The 16,725-nt window shown below is 64.2% G+C and carries 15 protein-coding genes and 3 tRNA genes; 11 read left to right on the top strand and 7 right to left on the bottom strand.

The features are described from left to right. Positions 1–25: 25 nt before the first annotated feature. The 4 genes from CAL28_RS18435 to CAL28_RS18420 all read right to left on the bottom strand — a co-directional run bounded on the left by CAL28_RS18435 (position 26) and on the right by CAL28_RS18420 (position 5,577). Complete coding sequence (locus CAL28_RS18435) at positions 26–1,687, bottom strand: FMN-binding glutamate synthase family protein (RefSeq protein ID WP_094842719.1); 1,662 nt, start codon at positions 1,685–1,687, stop codon at positions 26–28. A gap of 262 nt (positions 1,688–1,949) precedes the next feature. After that, the gene (locus CAL28_RS18430) at positions 1,950–3,176 is read right to left on the bottom strand and encodes a YeeE/YedE family protein (RefSeq protein ID WP_094842718.1); all 1,227 of its coding nucleotides are present in this window, start codon (positions 3,174–3,176) and stop codon (positions 1,950–1,952) included. Between the two features lie 118 nt (positions 3,177–3,294). Beyond that, complete coding sequence (locus tag CAL28_RS18425; protein ID WP_094842717.1) at positions 3,295–4,572, bottom strand: arsenic transporter; 1,278 nt, start codon at positions 4,570–4,572, stop codon at positions 3,295–3,297. Between the two features lie 60 nt (positions 4,573–4,632). Beyond that, positions 4,633–5,577 carry an AEC family transporter gene (locus CAL28_RS18420; protein WP_094842716.1) on the bottom strand — a complete coding sequence of 315 codons (945 nt, stop codon included), beginning with the start codon at positions 5,575–5,577 and terminating at the stop codon, positions 4,633–4,635. Between the two features lie 140 nt (positions 5,578–5,717). Here CAL28_RS18420 and CAL28_RS18415 point away from each other — a divergent pair, with 140 nt between their 5' ends. After that, positions 5,718–6,155, top strand: coding sequence for a GNAT family N-acetyltransferase (locus tag CAL28_RS18415; RefSeq protein WP_094842715.1), 438 nt, complete (start codon positions 5,718–5,720; stop codon positions 6,153–6,155). 101 nt (positions 6,156–6,256) lie between these two features. On the opposite strand, the gene CAL28_RS18410 is transcribed toward CAL28_RS18415, so the two are convergent. Together CAL28_RS18410 and CAL28_RS18400 are read right to left on the bottom strand one after the other, a co-directional pair. Continuing rightward, positions 6,257–6,341, bottom strand: a tRNA-Leu gene (locus CAL28_RS18410). Positions 6,342–6,694: 353 nt separating this feature from the next. Beyond that, positions 6,695–6,779: transfer RNA gene (locus CAL28_RS18400), tRNA-Leu, on the bottom strand. Between the two features lie 178 nt (positions 6,780–6,957). On the opposite strand from CAL28_RS18400, the gene rnr reads away from it, so the two are divergent. The 6 genes from rnr (at position 6,958) to CAL28_RS18370 (ending at position 12,952) form a co-directional block, all read left to right on the top strand. Next, positions 6,958–9,372: a ribonuclease R gene (gene rnr / locus CAL28_RS18395; protein ID WP_440588442.1), complete on the top strand. Its 2,415-nt coding sequence runs from the start codon at positions 6,958–6,960 to the stop codon at positions 9,370–9,372. A 48-nt stretch (positions 9,373–9,420) separates the two neighbouring features. Next, complete coding sequence (gene rlmB, locus CAL28_RS18390; protein WP_094842712.1) at positions 9,421–10,158, top strand: 23S rRNA (guanosine(2251)-2'-O)-methyltransferase RlmB; 738 nt, start codon at positions 9,421–9,423, stop codon at positions 10,156–10,158. Positions 10,159–10,196: 38 nt separating this feature from the next. Then, entirely contained in the window at positions 10,197–11,441 is a 1,245-nt protein-coding gene (locus tag CAL28_RS18385) for a cystathionine gamma-synthase family protein (protein WP_094842711.1), read from the top strand. Positions 11,442–11,457: 16 nt separating this feature from the next. After that, entirely contained in the window at positions 11,458–12,138 is a 681-nt protein-coding gene (locus CAL28_RS18380) for a Fe2+-dependent dioxygenase (protein WP_094842710.1), read from the top strand. A gap of 304 nt (positions 12,139–12,442) precedes the next feature. Next, entirely contained in the window at positions 12,443–12,715 is a 273-nt protein-coding gene (locus CAL28_RS18375; RefSeq protein ID WP_066637942.1) for an HU family DNA-binding protein, read from the top strand. Between the two features lie 161 nt (positions 12,716–12,876). Beyond that, a tRNA-Val gene (locus CAL28_RS18370) sits at positions 12,877–12,952 on the top strand. Between the two features lie 104 nt (positions 12,953–13,056). Here CAL28_RS18370 and CAL28_RS18365 read toward each other — a convergent pair. After that, positions 13,057–13,248 carry a DUF3606 domain-containing protein gene (locus CAL28_RS18365; protein ID WP_094842709.1) on the bottom strand — a complete coding sequence of 64 codons (192 nt, stop codon included), beginning with the start codon at positions 13,246–13,248 and terminating at the stop codon, positions 13,057–13,059. A 405-nt stretch (positions 13,249–13,653) separates the two neighbouring features. On the opposite strand from CAL28_RS18365, the gene CAL28_RS18360 reads away from it, so the two are divergent. The 4 genes from CAL28_RS18360 (at position 13,654) to CAL28_RS18345 (ending at position 16,572) form a co-directional block, all read left to right on the top strand. Beyond that, positions 13,654–14,469 carry an energy transducer TonB gene (locus CAL28_RS18360; RefSeq protein ID WP_094842708.1) on the top strand — a complete coding sequence of 272 codons (816 nt, stop codon included), beginning with the start codon at positions 13,654–13,656 and terminating at the stop codon, positions 14,467–14,469. A gap of 1 nt (position 14,470) precedes the next feature. After that, positions 14,471–15,355 carry a MotA/TolQ/ExbB proton channel family protein gene (locus CAL28_RS18355; protein ID WP_094842707.1) on the top strand — a complete coding sequence of 295 codons (885 nt, stop codon included), beginning with the start codon at positions 14,471–14,473 and terminating at the stop codon, positions 15,353–15,355. Further along, on the top strand, positions 15,356–15,829 hold the full coding sequence (locus CAL28_RS18350) for an ExbD/TolR family protein (RefSeq protein ID WP_094842706.1): 474 nt from the start codon (positions 15,356–15,358) through the stop codon (positions 15,827–15,829). Positions 15,830–15,900: 71 nt separating this feature from the next. Then, a complete protein-coding gene (locus tag CAL28_RS18345) occupies positions 15,901–16,572 on the top strand; it encodes a response regulator transcription factor (RefSeq protein WP_094842705.1) in 672 nt (223 codons plus the stop codon). Positions 16,573–16,725: the final 153 nt, after the last annotated feature.

Genomic DNA, 16,725 nt, shown 5'->3' with positions numbered 1-16,725 from the left:
AAGCTGTGTGCCGCGCCAGGCCTGCTCAGGCTGGCACGGGCTCGGGTGGGCAGTCCGCGATCGCCTGGACGGAAGTGATGTCGTGGGCCGGCTGGAACGAATCGGCGCGCGCCATCGTCCAGCCTGTTTCGAACACGCGATGCCGGAACTTGCCTTCCAGCAATTCACCGGGCGCCAACTCGGGAAAGACCGCGGACAGCAGGCGCACTTCGGATGGCGAGATGCGCCGCGCGATGTGGTGGGGCCGCAGGGCGCCCGGATGCGTCAGTCCGGCCGCGCCCAGCAGCTCTGCCAGGGCGTGCAGCGTGTTGGCGTGGAAGTTCGCCACGCGTTGCGCCTTGTCGGGTACCACCAGGGCGCGCTGGCGCACCGGGTCCTGGGTCGCAACGCCGGTGGGGCATTTATCCGTGTGGCACGATTGGGCCTGTATACAGCCGATCGCGAACATGAAGCCGCGCGCGGCGTTGCACCAGTCCGCGCCGAGCGCCATGGTGCGCGTCATGTCGAAGGCGGTGATGATCTTGCCGGACGCACCGATGCGAATGCGATCGCGCAGGTTGACCCCGACAAGCGTGTTGTGCACCAGGCGCAGGCCCTCCCGCAGCGGGGTACCGACATGGTCGACGAATTCCAGTGGCGCCGCGCCGGTTCCGCCTTCGGCACCGTCGACGACGATGAAGTCGGGGGTGATGCCGGTTTCCAGCATCGCCTTGACGATGGCGAACCATTCCCAAGGATGGCCGACGCACAGCTTGAACCCGACCGGCTTGCCTTCGGACAGTTCGCGCAACTGGGCGACAAAGCGCATCAGCCCGATGGGCGTGTCGAACGCGCTGTGGCCCGCGGGCGAATTGCAGTCTTTCCATGGCGCCACGCCGCGCGTCGCGGCGATTTCCGGCGTGACCTTGGCGCCGGGCAGAATACCGCCGTGGCCGGGCTTGGCGCCCTGCGACAGCTTGATTTCTATCATCTTTACCTGCGGCGTGCGCGCGTTGCGCACGAACGCCTCGGGCGAAAAGTTGCCCTGCTCGTCCCGGCAACCGAAATAGCCGGACCCGATATTCCACACCAGGTCGCCTCCCGGCTTGCGGTGATACGGGCTGATGCCGCCTTCGCCGGTATCGTGGGCGAAATTGCCGATGCGCGCGCCTTCGTTAAGCGCGGTGATGGCGTTGCCCGATAGCGCGCCGAAGCTCATGGCCGAGACGTTCAGTGCCGACATCGAATAAGGTTGCTTGCAGTCCGGTCCGCCGACGGTGACGCGAAAATCGCTGTCGGCGACATGTGTCGGCGCAAGCGAGTGATTCATCCACTCATAGCGGTCGTTGTAGACCTCTTCCTGCGTGCCGAAAGGACGCTTGTCCACCTGCTTCTTGGCGCGTTGGTAAACGATGGAACGCTGCGCCCGTGAAAAGGGCGTCGCGTTCGTATCGTCTTCGAGGAAGTACTGGCGGATTTCCGGGCGTATGGCTTCGAACAGGAAGCGCAGGTTGCCCAGGATGGGATAGTTGCGGCGTATGGCGTGGTGCGGCTGGACCAGGTCATAGAGGCCCAGCACTGCCAGCGCGGCCAGCGGGATCGCCGCCCAGAGCCACACCGGCGACGACAGGACGGTTAACGTTGCCGTGCAGACGGTGCCTGCCAGAACGAGCGCCAAAGTTGAAAACCGGATGGCCAGCCAGGGCATATGTCTTTCCTTCTTGGCGGGCCGGGGCCCGCTGTCTCGAACGCGGCAAACCATAACAGAAAGCTGCGGCCACTACGGAGGAAAGCGCGAGCGGCGTTGAAATAAAAGCGTGAAAGGAAGCGCCGGGCGAGGCCGGGCGGAAAGCAGAACCGGAGCCATGTGGCCTGCTTCCCGAGGGGCGGACGCAGGTCCGGCCTTCGGGATGCGGCTCATAGTGCTCCGGTCCCGGATATCGCGTTGTCGTCGCCGTGCGGGCGCGTCTTCAGCAACTGGACGGCGGCGGCGATTTCTCCACGGACAAGCCGAAGATGGGGCGCAGGTGTACGCCGAGAGCGCTTCCGGCAAAAGCCGCGGGCAGCCACAGCCAGGCGTGCAGGCTGCCTGAAAGGATGCCGCTGAAATACGCGCCGATATTGCATCCGTAGGCCAGGCGCGCGCCGAAGCCGAGCAGCAGGCCACCGATTACGGCGCCGGCCAGCGAACGGGCCGGCACTTTCCAGACGGGCGCGAATTTGCCCGCGGCGGATGCGGCGACCAGGGCGCCCAGCATCAGGCCGATGTCCATGACCGTCGTGACGTCCTCGCGCAGCGGCGCGGCCAGCGACTTGGATTGCTTGACCCAGTAGGCCCAGCCGGCCACATCCCCACCCATCGCGTCGTAAGCCTTCGCGCCCCAAAGGGCGAAGGCGGACGTGATGCCCCACGGCCGTCCCGCCAGGGCCAGCGTCGCGAAGTTCAGAGCGACCAGGGCGACCCCGCCCCACACCAGCGGCCACGGGCCCCGCCACAGGCTTGCGGGGCGATCGGTGCGCGAGGCGAACGAAACGATGCGGCCGTGGCGGCGCCTTTCCATGCGGGTCGCGATCCAGGCGATCAGGGCGAACACCGCGAGGTTCGCGAAAATGGCGGGGAGGGGACCCCAGGCGAGGACGAAGGAGGTGGGCTTGATGGCCGGCAGCGCCGACCACCACGGAAACGTGTAGGTGCCCAGGACCGAACCGACGACGAAGAACAGCAGCGTCACCAGCATGCGCGTATTGCCGCCGCCCACGGCGAACAAGGTGCCGGAAGCGCAGCCTCCTCCCAATTGCATACCCACCCCGAACAGAAAGGCCCCCAGGAGAACCGAGGCCCCGGCCGGCGAAACCAGGCCGGCAACGGGATGGCCGAACAACGTGCCCTGCGCCAGGATGGGGAAGAACAGCACGACGCCCAGCGCCAGCATCAGCATCTGGCCGCGCAGGCCGGCGGCGCGGCGGTCGGACACGAACACGCGCCATGCCTGGGTGAAACCGAAGGACGCGTGGTAAAGGGTAATGCCCAGCAGGGCACCCGTTACCCACAAGCCTGCCTGCCGCCAGCCGACGGTGGCGTTCAGGTACCAGGCGCCCAGGGCCACCAATAGCAGGGCTATCCACAAGGGGCGGCTATTGAGCCGCAGCGTAGGCGCCGAGGGACGGAAATCGAGAGTGGATGCGTTCGAAGACATGGAGGCGAGTAATGTCGAGGCGGCCTATCGGGGCCGCAAACCTCGGACTGTAAACTCTCGCTCTTTATTTCATAAAATAATCAATATAAATTTATATATGAATTTTGGTAATTTGCGGTCAGCTCAGCCACCACGCCAATGCGGCGAGGGTGGCTAGCAAAACAGGAAGGGTCAGCACGATCCCGATCCGGAAGTAGTATCCCCAGCCTATGCGTATCCCCTTGCGCTCGAGCACATGCAGCCATAGCAGTGTCGCCAGGCTGCCGATGGGCGTGATCTTGGGGCCCAGGTCGCTGCCGATTACGTTCGCGTAGATCATGGCCTCGCGTGCGGCGCCGGTAACCGAGGCATCGGCTATCGATAGCGCGCCCACCAGCACGGCGGGCAGGTTATTCATCACGGAAGACAATGCAGCCGCGGCGATGCCCATGCCGAACGCGCCGCCCCATACGCCGCCCTGCGCGCACCACGACAGGAAGGCGCTGAGTTGCGCCGTCAGGCCGGCATTGCGCAGGCCATATACCACCAGGTACATGCCGAGCGAAAAGACGACGATGTGCCAGGGCGCGTTGCGCATGATCCGGCGGGTGCCGACGATGTGCGTCCGTCCGGCGACGGCAAGCAGTCCGAATGCCCCGGCAGCCGCGACGGCGCTTACCGGTACGCCGATGGGTTCGAGTATGAAGAACCCGGCGAGAAGCAGCGCCAACACGATCCAGCCGGCACGAAAGGTCGCGGGATCGCGTATCGCGCTGCGCGGCTCCGGCAGTCCTCCATCGTCGTAGCGGGCGGGAATGGCGCGCCGGAATACAAGCATCAGCATGGCCAGCGATGCGGCCACGGCGGCGACGTTGACCGGTGCCATGACGGCGGCGTAGCGCGCGAATCCGATCTGGAAAAAGTCCGCCGAGACAATGTTGACGAGATTGGAGACGATGAGCGGCAAGCTGCCGGTATCGGCAATGAAGCCGGCCGCCATGACGAACGCCAGCGATGCGGCAGGCCCGAAGCCCAGGGCCAGCAGGACCTCCATCACGATGGGCGTCAGGATGAGCGCCGCCCCGTCGTTGGCGAACAGGGCAGTGACCGTGGCCCCCAGCAGCACGATCAGGACGAAAAGCCGTTTGCCATGGCCCTGGCCCCAGCGCGCTACATGCAATGCGCACCATTTGAAGAAGCCGGCCTCGTCCAGGATGAGACTGGTGATGATGATGGCGATGAAAGTAGCCGTGGCATTCCATACGATGTGCCAGACTTCCGCGATGTCGCCAATGTGGACGACACCGGTGGCCAATGCGAGCAGGGCGCCGCCCGCGGCGCTCCAACCGACGCCCAGGCCGCGTGGCTGGATGATGACCAGCGCCAGGGTGAGTATGAAAATGCAAGCGGCTAGCATGGGTCGGGTAATCGATGAAGGTGGAAAAGAAGGAGGGAGGTCGAGTAGTGGTGGGGCGCGTCAGCGCACGCCATGCTGTTCTATCCACGCGACCAGCACCGAGATCGTCAATACCGAGACAAGGGTGGACAGCAGGATGGTGCGCGATGCGATCCGGGCATCGCGCCCGTACAGTTGCGCCAGGATGAAAGGGCCGGTGCCGATGGGCAGCGCGCTTAGCAGTACCGCGGTCCAGGCCCATACGGGCGGCATGGAGAACAAGCCGAAAGCGAGCAGGGCGGTGATGCCGGGCTGCACAAGCAGCTTGGCGGCGACCACGCGCGCCACCACGGCGCCGTCACCGCCGGCTTCCGTCTGGGCGAGGAACAGGCCGATGGCGATGAGCGCGCATGGGCTGGCCGCGTTACCCAGGAGGACCATGAAGCGGTCGATGGATTCCGGCAGGGGCACGCCGGTGGCCGCCCAGGCGAAACCCAGCATGGGGGATATGAGCAAAGGGTTGCGCAGCAAGGCTCCGCCGACCTTGGCGGCGGTCTTGCGGAAATCCTGGCCGTGCCGCTGGTCGGCTTCGATGAGCGCGATCGACACGCCGAACAGCACGCAGGCCGTCATGAGTGTCGCCACGACCGCCGGTGCGAGGCTCGGCTGGCCGAACAGCACCAGGCACAGCGGGATCCCCATGAAGCCCACGTTGGCGTAGGAGTTGCTCAGGGCTTCGATGCTGATGTCGGTGAGTGGGGTGGACTTGCCGCGATGCGCGACAAGGGCCACCGCGAAGGCCGCCGCGATGCCGCCGATGAAGGACAGTACATAGCCTGGATGTGCCAATTGTTCCCACGTCACCTGCGACATGGCGCGGAACAGCAACGCCGGCAGCGCCAGATAGACGACGAAGCGATTAAGGACGTCGCTTGCGGCCGGTCCCAGCAGGCGCCGTCGCGCCGCCAGCCATCCCACCAGAATCAACACGAATACCGGCAGGGCGGCGGTGACGACGGCATGCATGGGGAAAAAAGGATGCGGAAAGGGAGCCCATTCTAACTGTCTATGGGATTTTTCCGTGGCGTTGCGTACGGCGATTTGCCTGGCGAGTCCGCAGCCGCGAAAATCCGGGGTTTGACGTTCAACCGGGAAGGAATAGCAGCATGAATCAGCCATCCGTTACCGTGGTCGTTGGCGATTGGACCCGCTTGCGCGATGACGCTGCCGCGGTTCGCCACGCCGTTTTCGTCGTGGAGCAGCAGGTGCCGGCGGAAATCGAACTGGACGAGTTCGATGCGGTTTGTGTCCATGCGGTCGCCTACGATGCCGAAGGACAGGTGCTGGGTACGGGCAGGCTGCTTCCCGATGGCCACATCGGACGCATGGCGGTACACCGGCGGGCGCGAGGCCTGGGCGTGGGCGCCCGCCTGCTGCAGGCACTGGTGGAAGCGGGGCGCGCGGCCGGCCATCGCAAGCTGATGCTCAATGCCCAGACGCATGCACGCGGTTTTTACGAAGGGCAGGGCTTCGTCGTCGAGGGCGACAAATTCATGGAGGCCGGCATCGAACACGTTGCCATGGCGCGCGTATTGCAGGCGTGAGGCGGCGCCAAGCCAATAAAAAACCCCGCGAGACAAGTATCTTGCGGGGTTTCTGTCTTGATTTACCCACGGCATCTGCTGCCGTGGATATCGCTATCGGGTGGTGCCCAGGAGAGGACTCGAACCTCCACACCTTGCGGCACATGGACCTGAACCATGCGCGTCTACCAATTCCGCCACCTGGGCCCGCTTCGTTGCCGTTCAAACCTGCGACAGCGAAGAGGCGCGATTATGCAGGCTTTTTTTCCGGGCTGCAAGTGGCCGTTTGTTTTGCGCGGCGTTTTGAACGCCGGAGGCAAGGGCCGGGATTTCAAGAGCCGGAGGTTTGGCCGGGGGTTTTTCAGGGGCCGCGGGTAGCGCATGGATAAACCCGTTCAAAAGGCAACCCCGAAGGCAACCCCGAAGGCAACCCCGAAGGCAACCCCGAAGGCAACCCCGAAGGCAACCCCGCTCAAAGCCAAATCCCGCTCGAAGCCGAACTCCGACGCATAAAGACAAAACCCCCGATGCGTTTCCACATCGGGGGTTTTGCGAATTCTTGGTGCCCAGGAGAGGACTCGAACCTCCACACCTTGCGGCACATGGACCTGAACCATGCGCGTCTACCAATTCCGCCACCTGGGCACTGTATTTTCGTTAGAATACCGCTTTTGCTTTGTAGCAAACCGCCGGTTTAGAACCAGCGGCGCTTCCTGCGCAGCAATTTCCGCGAAAGCACAGAAGCTGCGCATTATAAACAGGAATTCCGACTTTGGCAAAACGATCGAGCGACGACGCCGCTAACAAGAACAGACCCACGGTCGTGCCTGAGGCGCCCCCCGATTTCGATCCCGACGTTCCCAGCCGCGAAGCCATCCTTCGCGCGCTGCGATCGGCCGGTGCGCCGTTGTCGCCAGCCGAGCTGGCAGACCGGATGGGCGTGGCTCGCCCGGATACCTCCGTGGGTTTCGAACGCCGCCTGGCCGCCATGGAACGGGATGGGCAACTGCTCCCCAACCGCAAGGGCGTGCTGCTGTTGGCCACCAAGCTGGACTTCGTGGCCGGCAGGGTGCAGGGCCATCGAGACGGCTTCGGATTCCTGGTCCGCGATGACGGCGGACCGGACATCTTCTTGTCGCCCCGCGAAATGCTGAAGGTGCTGCATGGCGATCGCGTGCTCGTCAAACCGGGCGGTGAATATCGTGGCAAGCCCGAAGGCAATATCGTCGAAGTCATCGAGCGCCGCACCAATAAATTGGTGGGACGTTTCCTGCATGAGCACGGTTTGTCCATCGTCGTGCCGGAAGACCAGCGTATCAAGCACGATATCCTGATTCCACCCAGCGACACGAACGGCGCGCAGCACGGGCAGGTCGTCTCGGTGGAAATCATCGAACAGCCCACGCGACACACCCAGCCCCTGGGACGCGTCTTCGAAGTACTCGGTGAAATCGACGACCCCGGCATGGAAATCGAAATTGCCGTGCGCAAGTTCGATGTGCCTGTGGAGTTTTCCGAGGCGGCGCTCAAGCAGGCAGCGCGCCTGCCGGATACCGTGCGCAAATCCGATCTGAAGGACCGCGTCGACTTGCGCGACGTACCGCTCATCACGATCGATGGCGAGGACGCGCGGGATTTCGACGATGCGGTGTATTGCGAGCCTATCGATCTTGGCACGGGGCAGCGCAAGCGGCCGGCGTGGCGCCTGCTCGTTGCGATTGCCGATGTCAGCCATTATGTGCGCCCCAACGACGCGCTGGATGACGATGCCGTCGAACGCGGTACCAGCGTATATTTTCCGCGGCGGGTCATTCCCATGCTGCCGGAGACGCTGTCGAACGGCCTCTGTTCGCTCAACCCGCACGTGGACCGGCTGGTGCTGGTCTGCGACATGGTGATACCCGCGAGTGGCGCCAAGGCGGGCACCGTGACGGCCTATCAGTTCTATAACGCCGTCATGCACTCGCATGCGCGCACTACCTATACGAATATCTGGGCGGCGCTGCAGCAGGCCGGCGGCCCGGCCGCGCAGGCCATGGCCGGCGTGATGCCGCAGGTCTGGAACCTGTACGAACTTTATCAACTGCTGTCGCAGGCGCGCCGCAAGCGCGGCGCCATCGATTTCGATACGGTGGAAACCAAGATCGTCTGCAACGAGCTGGGCCGCATCGAACAGATCGTTGGCGTGGTGCGCAACGACGCGCACAAGCTGATCGAAGAATGCATGCTGGCGGCCAACACCTGCGCGGCCGATTTCATGGAGCGCAGCAAGCATCCGGGCCTGTACCGCATCCACGAAGGGCCGACGCCGGATCGCCTGCAGTCCCTGCGCGAATTCCTGCGCACGCTGGGGCTGACATTGGGCGGCGGGGACGCCCCGACGGCCAAGGACTACGGCGACTTCCTGGACAGCGTGCGCGGCCGTCCGGACTATCCGCTGCTTCAAACCATGTGCCTGCGCTCGATGCAGCAGGCCATGTACAGCCCGGAGAACGTCGGCCATTTCGGCCTGCTGTATCCGGCGTATACGCATTTCACCTCTCCCATCCGGCGTTACCCGGACTTGCTGACGCACCGGGTCATCAAGGCCCTTCTGCAGGGACAGCGCTATGTCCCCTCGCAGGCGGACGAGCCGGTGGTGATCGGCCGCTCCCACAAGGAGCACGAGCATGCCATTTGGGAAAAGCTGGGGCTGTTGCTTTCCTCCAGCGAGCGCCGCGCCGACGATGCGTCGCGCGACGTGGAAGCCTGGCTGAAGTGCTGGTTCGTCAAAGAGCGCGTGGGCGAGGACTTCAGCGGCACGGTGACCGGCGTGGCGAGCTTCGGCATCTTCGTCACCCTGGATACGCTGCACGTCGAAGGACTGGTCCATGTTTCCGAACTGGGCGGCGAGTATTTCCAGTTCAACGATGCGCTGCATGAATTGCGGGGCGAACGTACGGGCATGCGCTATCGGTTGACCGACAAGGTCCAGGTCCAGGTGGCGCGGGTCGATCTGGAAGCTCGGCGCATCGAGTTCAGGCTGGTCAAGGGCACGAGTTTCGAATCGCTGCGCAAGGCCGCGCAACGAGGGCCGGACGAGCCGCCACGGCGCGTCAAGAAGGCCGCGGGCACCAAGCCCAAGGCTCTGAAAGGGCAAACGGCCAAGGTGCGACGCGCCGAAGCCAAGAAGGCGGATCGCGTTGCCGTGCGCCAGGCGCAGGCTGCCACCAAGTCCGCCGCGCGCAAGCGCCGCTAGCACGGTCCCGCCCGGAAAGGGCGGGTATGACAAGAGAGGTATGGTTTTATGGCGTCAACCCAGGTTCTCGCAGGGTTTCACGCGGTCGTGGCGCGCCTGCGCCATGCGCCGTCGTCCATCAAGGAAATTTACGTCGAGGCCTCGCGGCGCGACAAACGCATGGCCTCGCTGATCGAGCAGGCGGGACGGGCCGGCTGCAAGGTGCATCCGGTACCGACGGAACGCCTGGACGGGCTTGCCCGCGGCACACGCCACCAAGGGGTCGTCGCGTTGGCCGAGCCGGCCCAGTTGGCGGTCGATATCGACGACGTGCTGGACGTCATCGAGGAGCCGGCTTTCCTGTTGCTGCTGGATGGCGTGACCGATCCCCACAACCTGGGCGCCTGCCTGCGCACGGCGGACGCGGCGGGCGTGCATGCCGTCATCGCGCCGCGCGACCGCGCGGTCGGCCTGAACGCCACCGTGCAGCGCGTGGCATGCGGCGCGGCCGACACGGTGCCCTACATCATGGTCACGAATCTGGCTCGCACCATGCGCACGCTGAAAGAGCGGGACGTGTGGCTGGTCGGTACGGACGACCAGGCAGCGACGCCGATGCACGGCGTGGATGCGCGTCGCCCCATGGCCTGGGTGATGGGCGCGGAAGGCGAAGGGATGCGCCGGTTGACGCGCGATACGTGCGACGAGTTGGTGCATATCCCCATGCTGGGTTCGGTGGAAAGCCTTAATGTCAGCGTTGCCAGCGCGGTTTGCCTGTACGAAACCGTGCGCCAGCGCCAGGGGTAAAATCCCTGCTCATTCCCGTATCACCGGTGCGCGCGATCATGGATCAATTCGGCTTTACCACTACCATTCTTCATTCGGATCGCCGCGACGCGGTCGAGCATGGCGCCGTCCACAAGCCCATACATGTATCGTCCGAATACGGCTACGCCGACGCCCACGAATTGGCCGCGGTGTTCCAGGGCAAGGCCGGCTACTCGTATGCGCGGCAAGGCACACCCACCACGGCAGCCCTGGAAACCCGCATCACGCGGATGGAAAAAGGCGTCTCCACGGTCAGCTTCGCGACCGGCATGGCGGCCCTCGCGGCGGTTTTCACCACGCTGTTGCGCGCGGGGGACCACCTGGTGTCCAGCCAGTTCATCTTCGGCAATACCAATAGCCTGTTTGCCACGCTGGTCGAGCTGGGCGTGGAAATTACCTTTGTCGATGCCACCGACACCGAGCAGGTCAAGGCCGCGCTGCGGCCGAACACCCGTATGGTATTCGTCGAAACCATCGCCAATCCCGGTACGCAGGTGGCGGATCTGGCTGGGATCGGCACCCTGTGCCGCGAGCGCGGCCTAGTCTATCTGCTGGACAATACGCTGACCTCGCCGTGGATGCTGCGCGGCATCGATGTGCAGGCATCGCTGGTCATGAATTCCCTGTCCAAGTACATCGGCGGTCATGGCAATGCGCTGGGCGGGTCCATCACGGATACCGGCCTGTTCGACTGGTCGGGCTACAAGAATATTTTCGACTCCTACCGCAAAGGCCCGCCGGCTGGCTGGGGGATTTTGCAGATCAAGAAGAAAGGCCTCCGCGATATGGGCGGCACCCTGTCGGCGGATGCGGCCCACCGCATTGCGGTGGGGTCGGAAACGCTGGCTTTGCGCATGCGCAAGCACTGCGACAACGCATACGCGTTGGCGCGCATGCTGGACGCCCATCCCGGTGTTGCCAAGGTGTACTACCCCGGCCTGGCATCGCATCCCCAGCATGAACGCGCGGCCTCGTTGTTCGACGGGTGCTTCGGTGCGCTGCTGGGTGTTGAATTGGTCGACGGCATCGATTGCTTCGACTTTCTCAACCGCTTGAAAGTCGTCATCCTGGCCACGCACCTGGGCGACACGCGCACCCTGGCGCTGCCCGCCGCCCACACCATTTACTACGAAATGGGCGCACAGCGCCGCGCGCAAATGGGTATCGCCGACAGTTTCATTCGCGTGTCCGTCGGCATCGAGGACGAAGGCGACCTGCTGGGTGATTTCGATCAGGCGCTGCGCGCCTGTCTAAACACCTGAAGCCGGAGTACCCGCGATGTTGATCCAGATTGCCGATGTCCTTACGCCCGCCGAAGCCGCCGAGATGCGCGGCCGGCTCGAAGCAGCCGATTGGGTGGACGGCAAGGTAACCGCGGGCCACCAGTCCGCCCAGGTCAAGCAGAATCGGCAACTGGCCGAGGGCAGTCCGCTCGCGCAGGAGCTGGGCAACGCGATCCTTCAGCGATTGGCCCGCAACCCGCTCTTCATGGCTGCCGCGCTGCCTCGCAAGATCATTCCTCCTTTGTTCAACCGCTACGAAGGCGGTGAAAATTTCGGCTATCACGTCGATAACGCCGTCCGGCCCGTCACCGGCACAGCGGATCGCGTGCGCACGGATATGTCCGCGACACTGTTCCTTTCGGAGCCGGACAGCTACGACGGTGGCGAACTCGTGGTGGATGACCTGTATGGTCCGCGCAGCATCAAGTTGCCCGCGGGACATATGGTGCTCTATCCTGGAACCAGCCTGCATCGTGTCAACGCGGTAACGCGCGGCGCCCGCATCAGTTCGTTCTTCTGGATGCAAAGCCTGGTGCGCGAAGATGCACAGCGCACCTTGCTGCTGGAACTGGACGTCGCTATTCAAAGATTGACGCAGGATGTCAAAGAGCACCCTTCGCTGGTGCAGCTGACCGGCGTTTATCACAACCTGCTGCGCCGCTGGGTCGACGTGTAGCGACCTCGGCGGAGCGGGGCGGCCGCAGGCCTGCGCGCGGTGGCGCCCGCTGTCGCTTTCGCGCCGGAAAGCCAGTAACGGCGCGGGTTTCGCCGGTTTTTTTCTTGACAGCCTTGTGCCGTCAGTGCCTAATACGCCACTACGTCGCTCCTGGTTTGCCTGCCTCAACGCACGCGAAATCATGGGCGGCGTAGCAATTTAAGCGTCGCGGTTTGTCATGCAAACCGTTCAAGAAGAAGTCGTTCGATAGCCCTGCCGGCCGGGCAGGCCACCGGGGCACCATACCTGTGAGGGGTAATTCTGCATGAACAAAACTGAACTTATCGACCACATCGCCAGCAAAGCGGATATCTCGAAGGCGGCTGCCGGCCGTTCCCTCGACGCGTTGATCGGCGCCGTGAAGTCGACGCTGAAGAAAGGCGGGACCGTCACGCTGGTCGGTTTCGGCACGTTCGCCGTATCTTCCCGCGCAGCACGTACCGGTCGCAATCCGCGCACCGGCGAAAGCATCAAAATCAAAAAGGCCAAGGTGCCGAAGTTCCGCGCCGGCAAGGCCCTGAAGGACGCAGTCAACTGATCGATCATTCGATCGCGATCGCCCGGCAGAACGGGGGACGATGAGCGCGTCGCATCGCGCCGCTTCCATGCGCAGTCCCTGTACCCCTCGTTTGCGGCTTCACCGGGCGGTCGCTATAATCCGCACTCGCGGTTTGCATGAAGAGTGGCCCCACTCTATTGGGGTGCTTAGCTCAGCTGGTAGAGCGGCGCCCTTACAAGGCGTAGGTCGGGGGTTCGAACCCCTCAGCACCCACCACTCCATTCCCGTTTCCAATCATCAAACGCTCGGAAGCCTGTCCGTTCCAGGACAAGCGCCCGGAAGCCTCTCCGGTTTCGTAGGCGGGCTCGGTGTGCGCGATATCACGTGGCCTGGCGTCCTTTCCCGAGCTGCTCGCGCACCTTGTCTACGCTGCTACCCGCCTTTGCGACGGCCTCACGCAGTTGATCGGGCGTGCATCCCAGGGTCTTGCTCCAGTAATCGACTTCCCAGCGCTCGTTCAGGTTGATGCGGGAGCGGTCGGCGGGCCCGCGCTCTTGCAGATTGTCGCTCATGCTGGTCTCCTTAAATAACGCCGGATACGCAAACGGTGTGCCTCGTGGCCGTCGTCGTGGATCGCATTGCCTGTCTCACGCCGGGGCAGTTTTCACGGATGGGGACCGCGGGTCGTCGAAGCCAGGGGCGGGAGTCGTCACGTCGCTGCGGTGGTGCGGCTACCGCTATCCAGTCGCGAGGTACTCGGTTCCCGGCATCTGCTTCCCATGTCGCGCATCGCATGAGTTTTCGCTTGGTGGATGGGCATGTTCCCGCAGAATTCCGCCTGTCCGCCACCCCGTCGCGGCAAGGCCCAAATGCTTTTGCGAATAATTCCCATTTGAGATAGCATATCGGACTTATCCCGCGTCGCCGCATTCCGTCCGCGTCGCAGTCCAACTCAAGTCAGGGCATTGGGCTGGTTCATGCCTAGCAACAAAAAGCGTAATTGGTCCACGTCATCGAATGCTTCCCTGGGCGTCAGGCTCGTCGCGGGAATCGTCGTCGTCGCAGTGCATGCCATCGTGGCGGGAGCCATCCTGTCCAGCCGGGAAGTCGTGCCGCTCCCGCCGGAAAGCCAACCCATCATGGTGAGCGTGGTCGAAGCCCCTGTTCCGCAGGTGGCCAAGGCCGACGAAACCCCGGAGCCGCCCAAGCCCGAGGTGCAGCCTCCGTCGCCGCCACAGCCGCAGGTGACGCCAGAACCGGAACCGCAGCCGACCGAGAAGGCGGAGCCCGAACCCGAGCCCGAACCGGTCATCGAAAAGCCCGTCGTTCCGGCCCCCAAACCGAAGCCTAAGCCCAAGCCCCAGGCCAAGCCGAAGCCCCAGCCCGTCAAGGAAACGCCGCCGCCCAAAGCGGTCGAGCAGCCGCCCGCGCCTCCGTCGCCGCCGACGGGGGCACCTGACGGCGCCACCGCGACCCAGGCGCCGCGCCAGGGCCCGCCGCGGGACCAGCCCGAGACGGTGTCCAATATCGAATATCTGGGGCCAGGGCCCTCGGTGGTATATCCCCTGGCGTCCAAGCGGCGCCGGGAAGAGGGGCGCGTCACCGTGTTGGTGGTGGTCAATGCCCAGGGGGGCATCGAAAAGGCGACGGTCGTGGCTTCGTCCGGCTTCCCGCGTTTGGATGAAGCGGCGCTGGATGCCGTGCGCCGGGTGCGTTTCAAACCCTATACGCGCAATGGCGTCGCGTACACGGTCCAGGCAAGAATCCCGTTCGATTTCAATATAAGGAACTGACATGTCCATCGCACACCATATCGCCATGGTGCTGGCGCAGGCGGCGCCCGCCGCGACGGCCGATCCCGCCGCCGGAGCGACTGCCGGGGGTGCCCTCCAGGCACCGGCGGCCATGCCCGCGGCGCCGGCTCCGTTGCCGGTGCCAGATATGGGCGTCATGCATTTTGTCTCGCAAAGCGACGTTGTCGGCAAGACGCTGTTCGTCATCCTGGTCCTGATGTCCCTGGTGACCTGGTACCTGATCGTCGTCAAGGCGGTCAATAGCACCGTGGTCCGCAAGCGCTCGCGCGATTTCCTCAATAAATTCTGGAATGCGAGCTCGCTGGAGCAGGTCGAGCACGAAATCACTACGCATGGTGCGCGCGATCCGTTTTCGCATCTTGCGTCGCATGCCATGCATGCGCAGGCTCACCATGCCAAATACGGCGCGACGACGCTGTCCGAGGCCGGATCCAACAGCGAATTCGTGACGCGGACGATGCGCAAGGTTATCGATGAGGAGACCGCCAAGCTGGAAAACGGCCTGACCGTACTGGCGTCGGTAGGATCCACCGCGCCTTTCGTGGGGTTGTTCGGTACGGTGTGGGGCGTGTATCACGCCCTGGTCGGCATCGGCCTGGCGGACGGCGTTACCATCAACCGCATCGCCGGCCCGGTGGGCGAGGCCCTGATCATGACAGGGCTTGGACTGGCCGTGGCAATCCCCGCGGTGCTGGCCTACAACACCTTCGTGCGCAAGAATCGTGTCTTCCTTTCGCGGCTGGACGCATTCGCGCACGACCTCTTCGCGTTCCTGACGACCGGCCAGCAGGTGGCGATGTCCGACAGCAAAGTGCGCGCCATGCGGCGCACCGGCGGTGCGCAGGCGACGCGCGGGGGCGAATAAATGGCTTTCGGCGGCTTCGACAACAAAGGTTCCGGCGGCCACGCGATGTCGGAAATCAACATGGTGCCTCTGATCGACGTCATGTTGGTGCTCCTGGTCATTTTCATCATCACCGCGCCCCTGATGGCTCATTCGATCCGGATCAATATGCCGCAGGTCAGCGCGGAGCCGGTCAAGGAAGAGCCCAAGACCATCGACTTGGCGATCGACGCACACGGCCAGCTGTTCTGGGATGACAAGCCGGTGCTGGAAGCCGAGCTGCCGGACCGCTTTGCCGCGGCTGCCGGGAGCCAGCCGCAGCCCGAACTGCGCATCCGGGCCGATCTGGATACCCGTTACGAAACCTTGGCCAAGGTGATGGCGGCCGCCCGCCGTTCCGGCCTGGGGCGTATCGGCTTCGTCACCACGCCGGCCCCGTCCGTCCCCGGTACGCCGGGCGCCGGCGCGGGGGGCGTGGAGGCGCCGGCCAAATAGGCCACGAAATATTTCGCCACAGGTTCACGGGACGTAGCGCGCTGCCGTCCGGATCGCGCTAGAATCGCGCCATGCGAGTACTGGTAATCGAAGACGACACAACCCTGGGCCACGCGCTGCAGGAGTTTCTGGCCGACCAGGGGTATGCGGTCGATTGGCTCACCGAGGGCGACAAGGTGCTGGGCGCCTTGGCGGGCCAACCATACGATCTGCTTCTGCTCGATCTCAACCTTCCCGGCATGAGCGGGCTCGACGTTCTGCGGCAATTGCGCGCGGACGGCAATCAGGTGCCCGTGCTCATACTGACGGCCCGTGACGGTCTTGAAGACCGGGTGGCGGGGCTGGACGCGGGCGCGGATGACTATGTCACCAAGCCGTTCGAACTGCCCGAGCTCGCGGCACGCGTGCGGGCCTTCTTCCGCCGCCGCAGCGGACAAGCGCAACCCCTGATCGAAGTCGGGCCTCTCGTCTTCGACACGGTCGGCCGCGAAGTCCGCGTCCACGGCGAACGGCTGTCGCTGTCGGTGCGCGAACTATCCGTCCTCGAAATGCTGATGGCACGTGTCGGTCGCGTGGTGACCAAGCGCCAGATCGTCAACTCCCTGTCTGCCTGGGACGCCGATTTCAGCGAAAACGCGGTTGAAGTCTACGTATACCGCCTGCGCAAGCGCCTGGAAGGCACGGGCGCCAGTATCCAGACGGTGCGTGGCTTCGGCTACCTGCTGGATGTGGAAGCAGCCTGAAAGCTCGCTTGCGCGCGGGTGACCAAAGACCCGGACTCCGACTGTCCGGCCGGGTTGGCCTACGAACATGACCGTGGATATTCCGTCCGACCGTATCCGTAGCAACCAGCAAAGCCCGCGCACTCCCCGGTCCGGTCTGCTTCTGCCCAGAGG

The sequence above is a fragment of the Bordetella genomosp. 11 genome, assembly GCF_002261215.1.
GTDB lineage: Bacteria > Pseudomonadota > Gammaproteobacteria > Burkholderiales > Burkholderiaceae_B > Bordetella_C.
The sequence above is the reverse complement of the archived record's forward strand: the minus strand, read 5'-3'. Positions and strand labels throughout refer to the sequence as shown.

What these genes read in the sequence shown, in the direction of transcription:
- CAL28_RS18435 (WP_094842719.1), bottom strand. Translation starts at nt 1,687, where the DNA reads ATGCCCTGGCTGGCCATCCGGTTTTCAACTTTGGCGCTCGTTCTGGCA.
- CAL28_RS18430 (WP_094842718.1), bottom strand. Translation starts at nt 3,176, where the DNA reads ATGTCTTCGAACGCATCCACTCTCGATTTCCGTCCCTCGGCGCCTACG.
- CAL28_RS18425 (WP_094842717.1), bottom strand. Translation starts at nt 4,572, where the DNA reads ATGCTAGCCGCTTGCATTTTCATACTCACCCTGGCGCTGGTCATCATC.
- CAL28_RS18420 (WP_094842716.1), bottom strand. Translation starts at nt 5,577, where the DNA reads ATGCATGCCGTCGTCACCGCCGCCCTGCCGGTATTCGTGTTGATTCTG.
- CAL28_RS18415 (WP_094842715.1), top strand. Translation starts at nt 5,718, where the DNA reads ATGAATCAGCCATCCGTTACCGTGGTCGTTGGCGATTGGACCCGCTTG.
- rlmB (WP_094842712.1), top strand. Translation starts at nt 9,421, where the DNA reads ATGGCGTCAACCCAGGTTCTCGCAGGGTTTCACGCGGTCGTGGCGCGC.
- CAL28_RS18385 (WP_094842711.1), top strand. Translation starts at nt 10,197, where the DNA reads ATGGATCAATTCGGCTTTACCACTACCATTCTTCATTCGGATCGCCGC.
- CAL28_RS18380 (WP_094842710.1), top strand. Translation starts at nt 11,458, where the DNA reads ATGTTGATCCAGATTGCCGATGTCCTTACGCCCGCCGAAGCCGCCGAG.
- CAL28_RS18375 (WP_066637942.1), top strand. Translation starts at nt 12,443, where the DNA reads ATGAACAAAACTGAACTTATCGACCACATCGCCAGCAAAGCGGATATC.
- CAL28_RS18365 (WP_094842709.1), bottom strand. Translation starts at nt 13,248, where the DNA reads ATGAGCGACAATCTGCAAGAGCGCGGGCCCGCCGACCGCTCCCGCATC.
- CAL28_RS18360 (WP_094842708.1), top strand. Translation starts at nt 13,654, where the DNA reads ATGCCTAGCAACAAAAAGCGTAATTGGTCCACGTCATCGAATGCTTCC.
- CAL28_RS18355 (WP_094842707.1), top strand. Translation starts at nt 14,471, where the DNA reads ATGTCCATCGCACACCATATCGCCATGGTGCTGGCGCAGGCGGCGCCC.
- CAL28_RS18350 (WP_094842706.1), top strand. Translation starts at nt 15,356, where the DNA reads ATGGCTTTCGGCGGCTTCGACAACAAAGGTTCCGGCGGCCACGCGATG.
- CAL28_RS18345 (WP_094842705.1), top strand. Translation starts at nt 15,901, where the DNA reads ATGCGAGTACTGGTAATCGAAGACGACACAACCCTGGGCCACGCGCTG.